This is a genomic window from Sphingomonas sp. AC411, from assembly GCF_979253035.1.
The window spans coordinates 328,718-345,746 of sequence record NZ_CEEDAQ010000001.1 but is presented as its reverse complement, the minus strand read 5'-3'; the positions used below and the strand labels follow the sequence as shown (position 1 = coordinate 345,746).

The 17,029-nt window shown below is 67.4% G+C and carries 8 protein-coding genes and 7 pseudogenes; 1 reads left to right on the top strand and 14 read right to left on the bottom strand.

The window, feature by feature from the left end:
• Positions 1–206: 206 nt before the first annotated feature.
• From AC0IX7_RS01755 to AC0IX7_RS01745, 3 genes and pseudogenes are all read right to left on the bottom strand, one after another.
• A pseudogene (locus AC0IX7_RS01755) lies at positions 207–1,360 on the bottom strand (DUF1501 domain-containing protein).
• A 120-nt stretch (positions 1,361–1,480) separates the two neighbouring features.
• Positions 1,481–2,410, bottom strand: a pseudogene (locus tag AC0IX7_RS01750) (DUF1800 domain-containing protein); the annotation flags it as partial.
• Between the two features lie 45 nt (positions 2,411–2,455).
• Positions 2,456–2,632, bottom strand: coding sequence for a hypothetical protein (locus AC0IX7_RS01745; protein WP_471810169.1), 177 nt, complete (start codon positions 2,630–2,632; stop codon positions 2,456–2,458).
• Between the two features lie 468 nt (positions 2,633–3,100).
• On the opposite strand from AC0IX7_RS01745, the gene AC0IX7_RS01740 reads away from it, so the two are divergent.
• Positions 3,101–3,394: a hypothetical protein gene (locus AC0IX7_RS01740; RefSeq protein WP_471810167.1), complete on the top strand. Its 294-nt coding sequence runs from the start codon at positions 3,101–3,103 to the stop codon at positions 3,392–3,394.
• A 199-nt stretch (positions 3,395–3,593) separates the two neighbouring features.
• On the opposite strand, the gene AC0IX7_RS01735 is transcribed toward AC0IX7_RS01740, so the two are convergent.
• From AC0IX7_RS01735 to AC0IX7_RS01685, 11 genes and pseudogenes are all read right to left on the bottom strand, one after another.
• Positions 3,594–4,760 (bottom strand): deoxyguanosinetriphosphate triphosphohydrolase, encoded by a 1,167-nt coding sequence (locus tag AC0IX7_RS01735; protein WP_471810165.1) that lies wholly within the window; start codon positions 4,758–4,760, stop codon positions 3,594–3,596.
• Entirely contained in the window at positions 4,757–5,662 is a 906-nt protein-coding gene (locus tag AC0IX7_RS01730; protein WP_471810163.1) for an SPOR domain-containing protein, read from the bottom strand. Before AC0IX7_RS01730 ends, AC0IX7_RS01735 begins: the two co-directional genes overlap by 4 nt.
• On the bottom strand, positions 5,602–6,966 hold the full coding sequence (locus AC0IX7_RS01725) for a tetratricopeptide repeat protein (protein ID WP_471810161.1): 1,365 nt from the start codon (positions 6,964–6,966) through the stop codon (positions 5,602–5,604). Before AC0IX7_RS01725 ends, AC0IX7_RS01730 begins: the two co-directional genes overlap by 61 nt.
• 354 nt (positions 6,967–7,320) lie before the next feature.
• Positions 7,321–8,909, bottom strand: a pseudogene (ftsZ, locus tag AC0IX7_RS01720) (cell division protein FtsZ).
• A 113-nt stretch (positions 8,910–9,022) separates the two neighbouring features.
• Positions 9,023–10,283, bottom strand: a pseudogene (gene ftsA, locus AC0IX7_RS01715) (cell division protein FtsA).
• Between the two features lies 1 nt (position 10,284).
• Positions 10,285–11,259, bottom strand: a complete 975-nt coding sequence (locus tag AC0IX7_RS01710) for a cell division protein FtsQ/DivIB (protein ID WP_471810159.1) — start codon at positions 11,257–11,259, stop codon at positions 10,285–10,287.
• Positions 11,256–12,179 (bottom strand): D-alanine--D-alanine ligase, encoded by a 924-nt coding sequence (locus AC0IX7_RS01705; protein WP_471810157.1) that lies wholly within the window; start codon positions 12,177–12,179, stop codon positions 11,256–11,258. Before AC0IX7_RS01705 ends, AC0IX7_RS01710 begins: the two co-directional genes overlap by 4 nt.
• A gap of 127 nt (positions 12,180–12,306) precedes the next feature.
• Positions 12,307–13,170: pseudogene (gene murB / locus AC0IX7_RS01700) on the bottom strand (UDP-N-acetylmuramate dehydrogenase); the annotation flags it as partial.
• Between the two features lie 68 nt (positions 13,171–13,238).
• Positions 13,239–14,668, bottom strand: a pseudogene (gene murC / locus AC0IX7_RS01695) (UDP-N-acetylmuramate--L-alanine ligase).
• Positions 14,665–15,806: pseudogene (murG, locus tag AC0IX7_RS01690) on the bottom strand (undecaprenyldiphospho-muramoylpentapeptide beta-N-acetylglucosaminyltransferase). Before murG ends, murC begins: the two co-directional pseudogenes overlap by 4 nt.
• Entirely contained in the window at positions 15,803–16,984 is a 1,182-nt protein-coding gene (locus tag AC0IX7_RS01685) for an FtsW/RodA/SpoVE family cell cycle protein (RefSeq protein ID WP_254686375.1), read from the bottom strand. Before AC0IX7_RS01685 ends, murG begins: the two are co-directional and overlap by 4 nt.
• Between the last annotated feature and the right edge of the window lie 45 nt (positions 16,985–17,029).

The window sequence follows — 17,029 nt, the reverse complement described above, 5'->3', positions numbered from 1 at the left end:
AAGCGCGCGCTCTAGACCATAGCGGCACGGCGCTCAATTTTAATCCCGTCGCGTAGACGCGGTCAGTTCCCGTCCGTCACAATGGAAAGCTTTAACGGTTCCCCGCGGACGCGGGGCCCAGCTAAACCACAGGCGCCGCGCGAGATTCTGTTCCTCGCGTTCGCGAGGGAACAGAAGTGTGTCGCGGCAAGATGAAAAGAACGACCTTAGACCCGCACCAAACCCTCGACTGCGGCCGTCTTCGCGCTCGCCGGGAACAGCGCCGCCATCGCCCGCGCCGGCTCGATGCCGAAATGCGACGACACCGCCCCGCCGATGAACGCATCCAGCTGCATCGTCGGCTTCAGATCGCGCGCCTCGTACAGCGCGGCGGGGCCAGCCCCGGCCAGTCCGACACGACCCGCCCGCCCTTCACGCCGCCCCCGAACAGCATCGCCGCCGTACCCGTCCCGTGATCGGTGCCGCCGGTGCCGTTCACCGCCACAGTCCGCCCAAACTCGGTCGCTACCAGCACCATCGTGTCCGCCCATAAAGGCCCCAGCCCCGCCTGCAGCGAAGCGATCATGGCATCCAGGCCCTTCAACTGCGCCGCGAGCCGCCCGCGCTGCCCCGTATGCGTATCCCAGCCACCCGTCTCGATCATCGCGATCCGCGCGCCATTGTCGGGTTTCAGCAACCGTGCAGCCAGCGCACCGGTCGCGGCGGCATTGCGGCCGCCGTCCTGGCCGAGATCGCTGGTCAACTGGCGTGTCGCCATCGCCTCGCTCCACAGCGCATGCAATTGCCGGTCGCCGTCGTAGAGCATCGCCACGCGTTGCAGCAGGTCGTCCGACGCATCCGGCAGGTTCGACGGCGCGTAGGACGCCACCTCACGCCGGCCGCGAAGCGCCATCGGCACGGTCGCCGCCACCGCGATCGCGCGCGCCTCGTCTGCGGGCAGTACGCCCAGCAGTCGGTTCAGCCACCCGTCGCGGACCTGATACGCACTCGCGCCACCCGTCTCGAGCACGTTCTGCCCGTCGAAATGCGAGCGGTCGCGATAGGGCGAGGCGATCGCGTGCGCGAACAGCGCCTGGCCCTGTTTGTAGAGACCCGCGCTCGCCGTCATCGCCGGATGCAACGCGAACATGCCGTCGAGCTTCGTGCCGGTGGCGAAGTCGGCCGCGAGATCACCCCTGACCCCGGCGAACGCGGGATCTCCGACCGCACCGATCGTGCCGAGCCCGTCCGCCGCCCCGCGCTGGATGACGAACACGAACCGCTTGTTGGTCGCGGCCCGCGCGAAGGCGATGCGCGGCGCGAAGGCGGACGCTAGCACGCCGAGCGTACCGGTCGAGAGAAAGGAACGACGGTCGAGCATGACTATCTCCGCATCGATTCGGGGGCGACGAGCAGCAACGCGAGCCCTGCGCCGGACTGTCCGCGCGGGCGATCGCCTGCGTGGTGGCAGGACTGAGCGACGCCGGGAACAGCGTCGGCGCCAGCGCACGGGCATCGACCGGCCCGGCACGCGCAGCAATCGCTCCGCCGCCTCCACGCGGCGCAGGATCGCGTCGGGCCCGGCCCAGGCTGCAGCGATATCGTCGTAGCCGACCGGTTGCCCCGGCTTCCACACCGGCTGGCCGAGCTGGTTCATCATGCCCACCGTCACACCGGGCTGGACCATGGTCGTGCCGAGCGCACGCTGCGTCGAGACATACCATTCCCACGGCGATTTGAATTTCACCGGCTGCGTCACCCAAGCTTCCGGGGACGCCACCAACGCGCGATAGACAGTCGGCAGGTCGCCGCCCGATGTGAGGAACGCGGCCTGGAGGCGCTTCACCATCGCCGGCGGCGGCGTGTCGCCCGCAAAATGCCGCGCGAGCTTGGTCGCGATATGAGTCGCGGTCGCCGGATGGATCGCAAGATCGGCCAGCACCGCCTGTGCCTGCGCCTCGCCTGCCGCGGGATAGCGCTTGCCCATCACGGTCCGGTCGCCCGGCTGATGCACCTCAGCGAGAAACAAGAACGCGCCAGGACGCGCGTCATCCCGCATGCGCGCACCCGGCCCGCGACCGATCCCCGCGACCGTCCAGCCGGTCATCGCCCGCGCGAATTCGGTGACATCGGCCTGGGTATACCCGCTGCGGACGCCGAGCGTGTGCAACTCCATGATTTCACGCGCGAGATTTTCGTTGAGGCCGGTGCGTCGCTTGGGTCGGCGCGCGGCGAACGGGCTGTCGGGGCCGACCGATACGGCCTGATCGAGATACAGCAGCATCGCCGGATGACGCTCGACCGCGTTCAGCATGTCGGCGAAATTGCCGAGGACGTGCGGGCGGATCGCCTCGAACTCCATCGGCCCGGCGAGCCCGGTGACTTCGAGCTTGTCGGTGGAAACCGCGAAATGGTTCGCCCAGAAATGCACGAGCCGCTCGACGAACGGCGCACCGCTCGTCAGCGCGGCAATCGTTCAGGCCGCAACCGCGCCGCCGTAATCGTCGCGACTCTGCTTGCCGGCGAGTTGCCGCGCGGCGCGCCGGGCCGCTTCGCCGGGATTGTCTGCGGCTGGACCGGGCATGGCGGGCGGGGCCATCGTGGCTGGCAAGGCGGGTGCCGCCATCGGCGTAGAGGTGCCCGGCGCGTTCATCGGCGCCGCGGCGCCCGGCGCCGGTTTCGGCCTACGGGGTCCGAACTCCGCCCTGATCATCCTCTGCTGCGCAAAATACGTCGCCAGGGTCGCCGAAACGCTCGACGTCGACGGCGCGGTGGCAATTGCTGGGGGCCGCGCATCAAAGCGCTCGCACTGCGCGAGCACCCATTTCGCCGGGTCCCCGGAGACGCCCTCACCGGGCCTCGCACCAAGGCCGAACCGATTGAGCGCGATACTGGAAGCAGACACGATCCTCTCCTTCGCGTCGGCTATGCGCCTGAGATGTCGCGGAACTATGTCACCGCCGCAGTTCACCGCATCGTCAGGTCGATACGTCGTTGCAGCGCACGCAAGCGTGATCGCCGGCTTTGCAATTGCGGCTTATGCTGCACCGCAATATTTATCCGACTCGAGAGTTGGGAGAAGACCTGATCCGGCTCGACGCACAACGCGGGAGACACGATCATGCGCACTAGTTTCAAGATCATCGCAGCAGCAGCAGCCGCCCTCACCTCGACGATCGGCATGGCCGCAGAGTCCAAGCAGAGCTTCGTCCATGAGGGCAGCACCTATGTCTACACCTCGACCCAGGACGGTGGCCGCCAGGTCATCGACGGCCGTCGCTACCCGTCGGGCCAGAAGTTCCACCTGATCGTCCGCGGCGATCGCGTATCGGGTGTGTCGGGCGGCGTCCCGGTCGCATTCAAGACCGCCGAAGCCACTGGCGCAGCCGGCGGCATCGCTTCGGTCACGCGCTGAACTAACTGGGTTTTAGTGATTGCAGCGGCGGTCGGACCACGGTCCGGCCGCCGTTTTGCGTTTGGGGCAATGCACTGTTTCGATCCTCCCCCGCCGGGGGGGGGTGACTGCCAGACGGAGGGGAGGTAAGCGCCAACATCCGTTGCGCGTCCTCCCCTCCGTCACCTTCGGCGCCCCCTGGCGGGGGAGGATCAGTCGCTCAGAACCCCTCGGGCAGATCGATCGGGCCAACCAATTCGCGGTAGCGCGACACGGCATACCTGTCCGTCATCCCCGCGATGAAATCCGCGATATGCCGGCTACGGTCGGGATCCTTGGACGGCAGCCGCTCGCGCCATTCCTCGGGAATCGTCGCGGGATCGTCACGATACACCGCGAACAGTCCGGACACGATGCCGTGTGCCGCATCCGCCGCCGCCAACTGGCGCGGGTGATGATACAGATTGGCATACATGAAGCGCTTGAGATCACGCTCAGCCTCGCGCATCTCACTTGAAAACCCGACCAGGCACTGCCCGGCGGCACGGACGTCGTCGACGCTCGCAACGCCGCTCGCCGCGATCCGCTGGCGGGTTTCGGCGATCAGATCGTTGACCATCGTACCGATCTGCGTGCGGACGAGTTCGCCGACCAGCCGCTTCGGCGCAACGTCCGGGAACCGCCGGCGGACGTCGTCCCAGCCGCTCGCGACCAGCGGCACCGCCAGCATCTGGTCGAGCGTCAACAGTCCGGCGCGCAAGCCATCGTCGATGTCGTGATTGTCGTACGCGATATCGTCCGCGATCGCCGCGACCTGTGCCTCCAGCGACGAAAAACTGGTCAGCGCAAGCGGAAACTCCGCATCCGCCGCGGCCAGCGCCCAGCCCGGATGCCGCACCGGCCCATTATGCTTGGCGAGACCCTCGAGAGTCTCCCATGTCAGGTTGAGCCCGTTCCACATCGGATACGGCCGCTCGATCGTCATCAGCGTGCGCAGCGTATGACCGTTGTGGTCGAACCCACCCTGTCCGGTCAGCGCCGCCTTCAGCGCATCCTCGCCGGCATGGCCGAACGGCGGATGGCCGATGTCATGCGCCAGACACAACGCCTCCGTCAGATCCTCGTTCAGCGCCAGCGTCCGCGCGATCGTCCGGCCGATTTGCGCGACTTCCAGGCTGTGCGTCAGACGTACCCGGAAATGGTCGCCGTCCGGCGCCATGAACACCTGCGTCTTGTGGCGCAGGCGACGGAAGCTGATCGAATGGATGATCCGGTCTCGATCGCGCTGAAAGGCATCGCGAGGGCCACGGACGGACCCGTTCTGTTCCTCTTGAAGCCGTCCTTTGCTGCGCGCCGGGTCCGAAGCCCAGGGCGCGCGGTAACTCACTTCGACGGCAACTTCGTAATGACCTGGCCCGGTTCGCTGGTGAAGCTGAACGTCGAAACGCCTTCCTTGGCGAGCTGATTGACGAAGGTGCGCGCCTCCGCATCGGTCTTGAACGGCCCGGCCAGCACGCGATTCGTCGCCTTCCACGGAGTCGTCCAGCCGCTGCGACTGCCGACCACGGCCGGCGCCTTGGCCTTCACACCCTTCCACGCCTTGGGCAGATCGCCCTCGGTCGCGCCCGTCGACACCTGTACCCAGATGCGTTCGGGATTGGCGCGCGCGATCCGCTTTTCCTCGGCCGCAGCCTTGTCGGCAGCAAGCTTCTCGGCGGCGGCCGCCTTCTTCTCGGCAAGCGCCTTCTTGTCGGCGATGGCTTTTCGCGCCGCCGCCTTCTTGTCGAGGTTAGCCTTCTTGTCGGCAGCGAGTTGCTCGGCCGCAATCTTCTTTGCCGCCGCATCGCGCTGGAGCTTGGCCTTCGCCTCGGCGAGCACGCGCTCGGCGTCGTCGGAGACCGGCACAGCGGCCTGCGTCACGACAGGCGCGGGGCGCATCGGCGCGACATCGAGCTCTGACGCCGGGATCGACAACCCGGCAACGATCCGCGCGAGGATCGAATCCTCACTCGCCGCCACTGCGCGCGGCGGCATCGCCGCGGCGACCTCGACCGGCGTCGTAGTCGTCGTCGCTCCATTTGCGGAGAAGCCCGGAGTCGGCAGCGGTGCGGCACTGGCCTGCTGAACCGGCCTTGGCTGGACCGAAGCCTGCTGCACCGGCGCCGGTGTCACGGGCTGCGACTGGACTGAGGCCTGTTGCACCGGGGCCGGTGTCACGAGGGTGGGCGCTACCGGCTTGGCCGTCGTACCCGTCGACGCGAGCGCCGCGGCCGCGATCGAATTGGCCACGCGCGTGTTGCTTTCGGACTGAATCCGCCCCGCGGGCACGGCCGCCATCTGCGTGACGGTGGTCGCGGGCAGCGCCCTGTCGAAGTCGGCGCGGAGGTGGGCACCGGCGTCGGTGTCGGCACGACGCGTGCCACGGCGACCGGTGCCTGTGTCTGCGGCGCGACGGTGGTGGTCTGCGCGACTTGCGGTGCACGATAGGTCGGCTGCGGTGTCGCGACACGCGCCGCTGTCGATTGCGGAGGCATGGCCTGCACCATCGGGACCGACGACGACGCGAGTTGAACCGGCGGTGCGACCGCAGCGGGAATAGTCGGAGCGGGGGTGGCCGGAGTAGGCGTCGCTACAACGGGGACCGGCGTTGTGGCGCGCGTCGTCGCGGCCATCTCGGTCCGGCCCGGCTTGCTGCGACGGCCGCGCTTGGTCTTGCCGGACGCAGCGACGACGACCGGCTGCGGCACCGCAGCCATCATCACCGGCGCGGTCGGATCGGCGGCGAGGATGCCTAGCGGCGGCGCCATCCGCGCATCCGCCAAGCGCGCCGGCGTCGCATGGACCTCACCGAAATGCACCGCGAACGCACGGTCGCTCGCCGGCAGGGTCGGCAGACGCTGGAAGAACGGTTGCAGACCCTGCGCGGTGCCGGCGGGCATCATCGTGGTCGCTATCTTCTCGGCACCCGCGACGTCGCCGTTCATCGCGATGATGAACGCGCGCGAGCGCCATGCACCGCGATCGCTCTTGAGCAGCAGAGGATTGAGCTGCTGGATCGCGAGTTCCGGCTTCCCCGAAATGCCGAGCGACAGCGCGTAGCGCCTGATCGTCTCGTCATCCGGCGCATTACGGAGCGCGACCCGGTAATCGCGCTGCGCACGATCCTGCTGGCCGATCAGATCGTAGGCGAGCCCGCGATCCGCCGCGAAATTCCGCGGGTCGAGACCGAGGCTTTCCGCCTGCGCATAATAGCGCAGCGCCTCGCCCGGCCGCTCCGATCGGACCAGGATCGACCCCATCCCCGCCTTGATCCGACCATCGCGCGGGTTCACTTTCTCGGCGCGTGCGAACAACGCCGCGGCGCCGCTCAGATCGCCCAGCCCCATCGAAAGGTCGCCCGCCCGGATCAGCGCATCGACGTCGCGAGGATTGCTCGCGACCCGGCGCATGAGATCGCCCAGCTTGTCCGCATCGGTCGTCCCCGGGATCGCCTGCACGACTTCCTGCGCGACGACCGCGCACGGCACGGCAGCCAGCACGAGCGCCAGCGCGGCAGTCAGGAGATGATGGGACGAGCGGGTCATGAGGATCATCTGTCTAGACGCCAGCCCGACCGAACCGGCAATGTCTCCGACGCATGGGCGCGGCGAACTGGGGCGGGGTGTCGACGAGTGCAGCACCGAGGGGCAAGCAACGGGCGAGGATTACGATCTGCGGATTCGACATATGCGATCTTGGAAAAGCGCTCACTCTGCAATGCCGCCTCCCCGGCGAAGGCCGGGGTCCAGTTGGGAGACGGAAATACCGATCGAAAACGTTCCGTTACATCAACCTCGCAACTGGGCCCCGGCCCCCGCCGGGGAGGTGAAGATGTTGCAGAACGACACCCCGACCAACCCATCTAGCCCCGCCGTTCTCCCGCCAGACCAAGAGAACGGCGCGCAGGCTTACTGGTTGTTTTGGCGATGCAGGAAGCGCGGGATGTCGAGCGGATCCTGCGGGGTCGCTTCGCCGTCTTCCTTCGCCGCGCCGCGGGCCGCGTTGGACATGCGCTCGAACAGCGTACCACCCAGCTTCACGCGCGGTGCGGCCGGAACCGCCTCCGGAGCCGCTTCGGCACCCGGCGCAAGCCAGCGGCGCCGCGCGCCACCCTCGTCCGCAGCGGGCGTCGGCGCCGGGATGGCGGGTGCGATCGGCGCACGGGCCGGCGGCACGGCCGATGCCGAGGCCGGACGTGCGATCGGACCGCGACCATAGGGCTCGTCACCATAGACGCGCGGCGCAGGAGCCGGCTGCGGCGCCGGTGCGGCCGGCGCGGGCGCGGCCAATGGTGCTGCCTGCGGAACGATCGTCTCGGCACCGAGCACCAGCTCGTCGTCCGACTTCGACGACGACGGCTCGACTTCCGACGACGCATTCAGGTCGAGCGGCTCTTCGTCAGCGGCCGACGCAGCGGGCGCGGCCGACGCCGCAGCCGGCTCGCTCGGGCGGAACGACGTGTTCTCATCCGTCTTGCGCGACCCGAAGCTGAACGAGCGCGTCGGCTCTGGCGCAACCTCGGGCGGGCGCGCATCAGCGTCGATTCCGGTCGCGACGACCGAGACGCGGATCTTGCCCTCCAGCTCCTGGTTGAACGCCGAACCCCAGATGATGTTCGCATCGGGATCGACCAGGTCGCGGATGTGATTCGCGGCTTCGTCGACTTCGAGCAGGCGCATGTCGTCGCCGCCGGTGATCGAGATGATGACACCCTTCGCGCCGCGCATGCTCACGCCTTCGAGCAGCGGGTTCGAGATCGCCTTCTGCGCCGCCTCGAGCGCGCGGTTGTCGCCGCTTGCCTCGCCGGTGCCCATCATCGCCTTGCCCATCTCCTGCATCACCGAGCGGACGTCGGCAAAATCGAGGTTGATGAGGCCCGGCATCACCATCAGGTCGGTGATGCTGCGGACGCCCTGCTGGAGCACCTCGTCCGCCATCGTGAACGCTTCCTTGAAGGTCGTGTTTGCGTTGGCGATGAGGAACAAATTCTGGTTCGGGATGACGATCAGCGTGTCGACATACTTCTGCAGCTCGTCGATGCCGCCCTCGGCCGACTTCGCGCGACGGTTGCCCTCGAACGCGAACGGCTTGGTCACGACGCCGACGGTCAGGATGCCCATGTCGCGCGCCGCCTTGGCGATGACCGGTGCCGCGCCCGTGCCCGTGCCGCCGCCCATGCCGGCGGTGATGAAGCACATGTGCGCGCCTTCGAGCATCTTGGCGAGCTGGTCGATCGTCTCTTCGGCGGCCGCACGCCCAATCTCGGGACGCGAACCGGCGCCGAGACCTTGCGTGATCTTGGTACCCAGCTGGATCCGCTGCGGTGCGGTCGACTGCTTCAACGCCTGCGCGTCGGTGTTCGCCACGAGGAAGTCGACGCCCTGGACGTCGGCCCGCATCATGTTGGCGATCGCGTTGCCGCCCGCGCCGCCGACGCCGATCACCGCGATGCGGGGGCCAGATCGTCCACTTCGGGACTAAGGAATTCGATGCTCATCGCCGTTCTCCGCACAACCCGGTAGATACGCTACGGCCGGGCCCCTGATTAATCTGTGTGCACCAACGCCACGGCCGGTTCCAGCCGAAATAACGCCAGCGCCCTCGAAACTCTTAATAATTCGCGCGTGCCGCCTGAATCAACTTGCGGACCATGCCCATTCCCTTTGGCCGGTGCACCGTCGTCCGCTGCGGCGCGAGCCCGCGAAGGTCGATCGGGTTGGTCGCCGCATAGAAGGCCAACCCCGCTAGCGTCGCGAACGCCGGTCCGCCATGCGCTTCCGGCAGCGCGGTCAGCCCGCGCGGTCGACCGATCCGCACCGACCGCCCGAGCGCCTGTTGCGCATAGTCGGCGATGCCCTTCAGCTCGGCGCCGCCGCCGGTCAGCACGACCTGACGCCCGACCGGCCCCTCGAACTTCAGTTTGGTGAGCGCGTTGCGCACCTCACCCATCTGATGCTCGAGCCGCTGGCGGATCACCCCGATCAGCTGCGCTTTGGTGATCTGAGCCCCTCGCCCGCGCCGTCCTCGGCGGAGATCGGCATGACCGGGATCATGTCGTGATTATCGCGGGGCGACGCGTTGGCCGAGCCGTGGAAGCACTTCATCCGCTCGGCATTCTGCCGCCGCGTGCCGAACGCGCTGGCGATGTCGTCGGTGATGTCCTGCGCGCCGATTGGGATCGAGGTCAGGCCGACGAGCATGCCCCCTGCGAACAGCGACACGTTGGTGATCCCCGCCCCCATCTCGACCAAGGCGACGCCAAGCTCGCGCTCCTCGTCGCTAAGGCACGCAAGGCCCGTCGCGACCGGCGAGGCGATGATCGACTTCACCTCGAGATGCGCCGACCGCACGCACAGATCGAGATTGCGCACCGGCGAACCGTCCGCCGCCACGACATGGATATGCACCCCGAGCCGATCCGCATGCAGACCGAGCGGCGTCTTCACCCCCGTCAGCCCGTCGAGCGTATAGAGCGCGGGCTGCGCGTGCAGCACCATGCGACCCTGCGGATCGATCGAGTTGCGCCCCGCAGCGAGCAACGCATCGATATCCTGCTGCTCGACGCGGTGGCCGCCCAGTTCGAACTCGACCTCGGCGACATCGGATACGAGCCCGCCAGCCGAGAACCCGACCCAGACATTCTCGATGTTGATCCCCGCGATCCGCTCGGCCTGCTCGACCGCCTCGCGCACCGCCGCCTCGGTCGTCGCCATGTCGGCGATATAGCCGCGCTTGACGCCGCGGCTCTCGCGCTGGCCGGTGCCGAGCACGATCAGCTCGCCCCCGTCCCCTTCTGCGCGATCATCGCCGAAACTTTCGACGACCCGATATCGAGCGCCGTGATCAGCCCTTCCGGTGCCACCTTTGCCATGTCATCCCTCCCCGCCCGTTACGTTCGCGCCCGCCGTTTGCGACGGGGTATTCGTAGTCTCGCCCGTTTCCGGCACGCTGGCCCCCACACTGGCAGGGGCCGGCACGTCGACGCTGTGCGCCAGGCTCGCGCCCGGCTTGCGCGCGACCAGCTTGGTCGGATCGCGCATGTCGAACCGGATCCAGCCGCGCCCGAGCAACGGCCGCGCGCCGTCCAGCTCGGCGAACTTCACAAGCGCTCGGGGCGCTCCGTCCTCGGGTAGCGCCAACGTCTCGCCGCTCTCGAAGGTGAGGTCCCAGCGCCGATTGCCGACCCAGGTCGCCGCCTTCACGCGCGGCTTCAGCGCGGGCGCGGCGGCGAGCAGAATCTGGTACGACGCCTCCTGCCGATCCGCGCCCGGCCCGATCACCAGCGGGAGATTCGGGATCGCATCGGGCTGCACCGGCTCCAGCAGCACACCCGACGAATCGATCAGTGTGAGCTGGCCATTGTCCTGCCACACCGCCGCGGGCGTGCGCTCGACGATATCGACCAGCATCGTGTTGGGCAGCCGCCGCGACACATGCGCGTCCGCGATCCAGCCGTAGCGCAGCAGTTTCTGCCGCACCGCCTCCAGATCGACCGACAGCATCGACGTCTGGTTCTGTTTGTCCTCCAGCGCGACCGCGTAGACCGACATCCGGTCCATCCGCTTGAGGCCGGTCACCTCGATCTGCTCGACCTTGAAACCCGCGCGCCCGGCGCCTTCGGCCAGAGCGGCACCGATCATGCCGGGGATGCCGACCCACGTCGCCGCCGCAATCGCCACCGCCCCACCAGCGCCGAGGATCGACCAGGTCGCAATTTTCTTGAGCGTCTCCTCGCTGACCGGGAGCATCCCGACCAGCCGGTCCATCACCGACACCTTCTTGACCGCGACCTTCCGCCGCGGGGCGGGCCGCTTGGGCGGCGGACCGCGCTTGATCGTGCGGCTCATGGCGCCCCGCTTTGCGCAAGCGGATGATCCGCCAGCGCCTCGTCGACGATCGCCTGCACCAGTTCGGCATAGCTCATGCCGATATGCCGCGCCTGTTCGGGAACGAGGCTCAGCGGAGTCATCCCCGGCTGCGTATTGACCTCGAGTAGGAACAACCCGTCGACGCCGCGCTCGTCATCCCAGCGGAAATCCGACCGCGACGCGCCCTTGCAGCCGAGCAGCCGGTGCGCTTCGAGCGCAAGGCTCTTGCAGGCGTCGGTGATTTCGTCGGGAATCTCCGCCGGGCAGATGTGCACCGTCATCCCGTCGGTGTATTTCGCGTCGTAATCATACCAGCCGCTCTTGGGCTTCAACTCGGTCACGCCGAGCGCCTTGCCGCCCAGCACGGCCGTCGTCAGCTCCCGCCCACGGATATACGGCTCGGCGAGCAGTTCCTCGAACTCGCCCCAAGGCCCGACGCTGTCGCGCGAAATCGGATTGCCGTAATTGCCGCTGTCGGTGACGATCGCCACGCCGACCGAGGATCCCTCGTTGACCGGCTTCAGCACATACGGCCGCGCCATCGGATCGCTCTCGAACAGGTCCGCCGACTTGACGATCCGCCCACCCGGCATGGGCACTCCCGCCGGGACGAGCAGCAGCTTGGTAAGCACCTTGTCGATCGCGATCACGGAAGTCGCAAGACCGGAGTGCGTGTAGCGCAGACCCATCAGGTCGAGCAGCCCTTGCACAGACCCATCCTCGCCAGGCGTCCCATGCAGTGCATTGAACACGAGGTCAGGCTTCGCCTCAGCCAGCTTGGCAGCAACATCGCGCCCCATGTCGATCCGCGTAACCCGGTGCCCGAGCGACTCCAGCGCGTCCGCACAACCATTGCCCGACATCAGCGAAACCTCACGCTCCGCCGACCAGCCGCCCATGAGAACCGCGATGTGAAGAGGACCTCTCACTGCTCCCCTCCCGCCTGCGGGAGGGGTCGGGAGGGGTTGATGCGAGATGCCGGTATCCAGACCGCCCTCCCCGACCCCTCCCGCAAGCGGGAGGGAGAGAAATGCCAACCCGCTGGATTTCCCATTCCAACGTCACCCCCGAATGCGCCTTCACTCTGTCCCGTACCTCTTCACCCAGCGCCTCGATCTCCGCGCTCGACGCGGACCCGAGGTTCAGCAGGAAATTGCAATGCTTCTCGCTGACCTGCGCATCGCCGCGAGTCAGCCCCCGACACCCCGCCGCGTCGATCAAAGCCCAAGCCTTGTGCCCCTCGGGATTCTTGAACGTAGACCCACCGGTCCGCGAGCGGAGCGGCTGCGAAGCCTCGCGCTCGGCCGCGATCCGATCCATCTCCGCACCAATCACCGCCGGATCTCCGGGAGTGCCGGAGAATACGGCTTCGACCACGACCGCGCCGGCCGGCAAGTCCGAATGGCGATAGGTAAAACCAAGCTTCTCAGCAGGCCAGACTTCGACCGAACCGTCCCGCGTAACCACAGTGGCCTCAACCAGAATATCGCTGACGTCGCGGCCATAAGCACCCGCGTTCATCCGAACCGCACCGCCGACGGTGCCCGGAATCCCGCGCAGAAACTCGAGCCCGGCAATCCCAGCATTACGCGCGGCGCTGGCGACCGTAATCCCCATTGCCCCAGCCCCGGCACGAACGCGACCGTCCTGCACCGAAACCTTCGCCATCGCCTTGGGGAGACGCACGACCACACCGGGTACGCCACCGTCGCGCACGATCAGGTTCGAGCCTACGCCGACCGGTAGGACGGCCGTCGAAGGATCGAGCGTCTTCAGCATTTCGGCAAGATCATCAACGTCCGCTGGTCGCACAAGCAATTCGGCCGGACCACCGGTACGAAACCAGATAAAGTCGGCGAGCGAACCACTAGCCTCGACACTCCCCCTGATGTTCTCCCGCGAAGGCGGGAGCCCAGTCTGGGTCCCCGCCTTCGCGGGGAAACAAGGAGATGCAGAACTCACGCCAGCACCTTTGGGCGCTCAATGGCAATCGCATCGGCGAGGCCAGCCGCCCATTTCGTGATGTCGCCAGCCCCCAAGCAAACAACCATGTCGTCAGCCTCGATCGTCGCCGCCAGTTCCACCGCCAGTGCGTCAGCGTCCGCGACCACACCCGCAAACCGGTGCCCACGCCGCTTCAACCCCTCGACCAGAGCCGCCGCATCGACGCCTTCCACAGGGGCCTCCCCGCCGCATAGACCGGCGTCACCAGCACCCGGTCCGCGTCGTTGAACGCCGTCTGGAAATCCTCCATCAGATTGCCCAGCCGCGAATACCGATGCGGCTGCACCACCGCGATCACGCGCCCCTTCACGCCTTCACGTGCCGCCGCCAGCACCGCGCGGATCTCGACCGGGTGATGGCCGTAATCGTCGATGATCGTGACGCTCCCACCTTCGACGGCCACTTCGCCAACGTTGGTGAAGCGCCGCTTCACGCCGCCGAACTTGGCGAACCCCTGCTGGATCGTCGCATCCGCAATCCCGAGTTCCAGCGCTACGCCGATCGCCGCCAGCGCGTTTTGGACGTTATGCCGCCCCGGCATCGGCATCTCGATTCCCGCGATCGTCCGCGTCGCGCCGTCGCGCTCGCGAACAACGCAATCGAAGCGATTGCCGCCCGGGATCGGCGTTACCTCGACGCCGCGCACGTCAGCCTGCGCCGAAAAACCATAGGTCACGACCCGACGATCGCGCACCCGCGGCAGTATCCCCTGCACCTCCGGGTGATCGAGACACAGCAGCGCCGCGCCATAAAAAGGCACGTTCTCGACGAACTCGACGAACGCATCCTTCACCGCGTCGAACGAGCCGTAATGATCGAGATGTTCGGGATCGATGTTGGTAACCACCGCGATCGTCCCGTCGAGCCGCAGGAAGCTGCCGTCGCTCTCGTCCGCCTCGACGACCATCCAGTCGCTCGCACCCAGTCGCGCGTTCGACCCGTACGAGTTAATGATGCCGCCATTGATGACGGTCGGATCGACGCCACCCGCATCGAGCAACGCCGCCACCATCGACGTCGTCGTGGTCTTGCCGTGCGTCCCCGCCACGGCAACCGTCGACTTCAACCGCATCAGCTCGGCGAGCATTTCCGCGCGCCGCACCACCGGCACGCGCGCATTGAGCGCCGCCTCGACCTCCGGGTTCGAGCGCACGATCGCGGTCGACACGACCACCACAGCGGCGTCGCCGATGTTCGACGCGGCGTGACCGATCGCCACCGGAATGCCCTTGTCGCGCAACCCTTGCACGACATAGCCCTCGGCCACGTCCGATCCCTGCACGCGGTAGCCGAGGTTCTTCATCACCTCGGCGATGCCCGACATGCCGATCCCGCCGATCCCGACGAAGTGGATCGTGCCGATATCCGTCGCGACGCCCTTCATGCGAACTGCGCCTTGGGCTTGGAGGGGGCGCCGACCGGAATACGCGACACCGGCGCATCCAGGCTCTCGACCAGATCGGCCAGATCGCTCGCCGCATTGGGCCGTCCGCAACTCCGCGCACGCCCCGCGGCGTTCTGCAACGCGGCCGGATCGAGCCCGAGTTTCTGCATCTGCTTGGCCAGTTCCACTGCGGTAAAGTCTCCCTGCGCGATCGTCCGCGCGCCGCCCGCCTTCGTGATCTCGCGCGCGTTCACCGTCTGGTGATCGTCGGTCGCGCTCGGCAGAGGCACCAAAATCGCCGGCCGCCCCGCCGCAGTCAGCTCAGAGATCGTCGACGCCCCCGCGCGCGCGATCACCAGATGCGCCCACGCCAGTTGCTCGGGCATATCGGGCAGATACGTCGCCAGTTCGGCCGGGATATGATGCTCGGCGTACTTGGCGCGCACCGCGTCGATATCCTCGATCCGCGCCTGGTGAGTCACCTGCAACCGCCGCCGGAACGTCACCGGCAGCATCGCCAGACCATCGGGCACCACCTGCGACAGGATGCTCGCCCCCTGGCTCCCCCGGTCACGAGCACGCGGAAAATGCCGTCTTCCTCCAGCAACGGATACGGGCGCGCACGCAATGCCAGCACCGCCTCGCGCACCGGATTGCCGACCAGATGCGTCTTGCCCAGCAGCTTCGGCGCGAGGCGCTCGGTCGGCTCCGACGACGTCGCGATCGCATCCACGCGCCCTGCAACAAAGCGGTTCACCCGGCCCAGCACCGCATTCTGCTCATGCACTGCGGTCGGGATCTTGTCCGCGAACGCAGCCAGCAACGCCGGCAGCGCGGGATACCCACCGAAGCCGATCACCGCAGCGGGCTTGAACGTCCGGTAAAGCTCGCGCGCCATCGCCCGCCCGCGCCACATCTCGCGCGTCGCCTTCGCCCAGCCCAGCGGCCCGCCACTGAACCGCCCAGCCGGCAGGACATGCGTCTGGATTTCCTCGAACAGCCCCGGAAACCGCACGCCGCGCGCATCGCTCACGAGAGCGACGCGGTGGCCACGCTTGGTCAGCTCGGCCGCGAGCGCCGCTGCCGGGACCATGTGTCCGCCCGTGCCACCGGCCGCTAAGACGTAATGCTTACTCATTCACCACTCCAGCGGACGACATAGGGGCTCCGCGTGAGAAACGGATTGCGCCGGGTAAACGCCAGCAGCAACCCCATGCCGACCGACAATGCCACCATCGACGAGCCGCCATAGCTGATGAACGGCAGCGTCATACCCTTCGACGGCGCGAGGCCGGTGTTCACCGCCATGCTCACCAGCGCCTGCGCACCGAACTGCGTCGCGAGCCCGGCCGAGGCGAGCAATTTGAATTCGTCCTGCTCGTCCAGCAGCTTGACGAACACGCGCACCACGATCGCGAGGAAGATCACCGCGATCACGGAGCACGCGATCAGCCCGAATTCCTCGCCGATCACCGAGAAGATATAGTCGGTATGCGCCTCGGGCAGCCCGAATTTCGCCGCCCCCGCGCCAGGCCCAGTGCCGGTCCAGCCGCCCGCAGTCAGCGTGTTGTGCGCGGCATTCGTCTGGAAATGATCCGACGCACCCTCGCCCTCGACGCCCGGAAACAGGAACGCATCGATCCGCGACCGCGCCACGCCGTAGAATATATAGGCTGCGACCAGCCCGGCCGGCGCGAGCGCGACGAGCCCGACGAGTATCCGCACGGGCGTCCCCGCGATCATCAGCAGCGCCAGCCATACCGAGCAGAAGATGATCGTCTGGCCGAAATCGGGTTGCAGCATCAGCAGCACCGCGACCCCCGCGGTCATCGCGCCGGTAATCAACACGGTCGGGAGTTCGGCATCCTTCGCACGCAACGACAACAGCCACGCGACGGTAACGATGAACAGCGGTTTCAGGAACTCCGAAGGCTGGAACTGCGCGAACCCGACGCCGAGCCAGCGGCGCGCGCCGTTCGCCTCGACCCCGATGAACGGCGTCACCATCAACATCAGCACGAACAGCGCACACCCGCCGATCGCCATCCGCCGCGCCATCGAGACGGGCATCATCGACACGCCGAACAGCACGGGGAGCGACACCCCGACCCACATCAACTGCCGCCAGAAATAATAGAGCGGCGCGATCTTGTGATGCTCACCCGAATAGCGAACCGCGCTCGCCGGCGACGCCGCGGCGACCGCGATCAGCCCGATCGCGATCAGGAACAGCGTCAGCAACAGCAGCATCCGGTCGATATCCCAGAACCACGTGCCGAGCGGCGACTGGTCGCCCCGCCCGCCGCGCCGCTTCATCTTCGCGACGATCCCGTTCTTCTGTCCGGACACACCCATATCCAT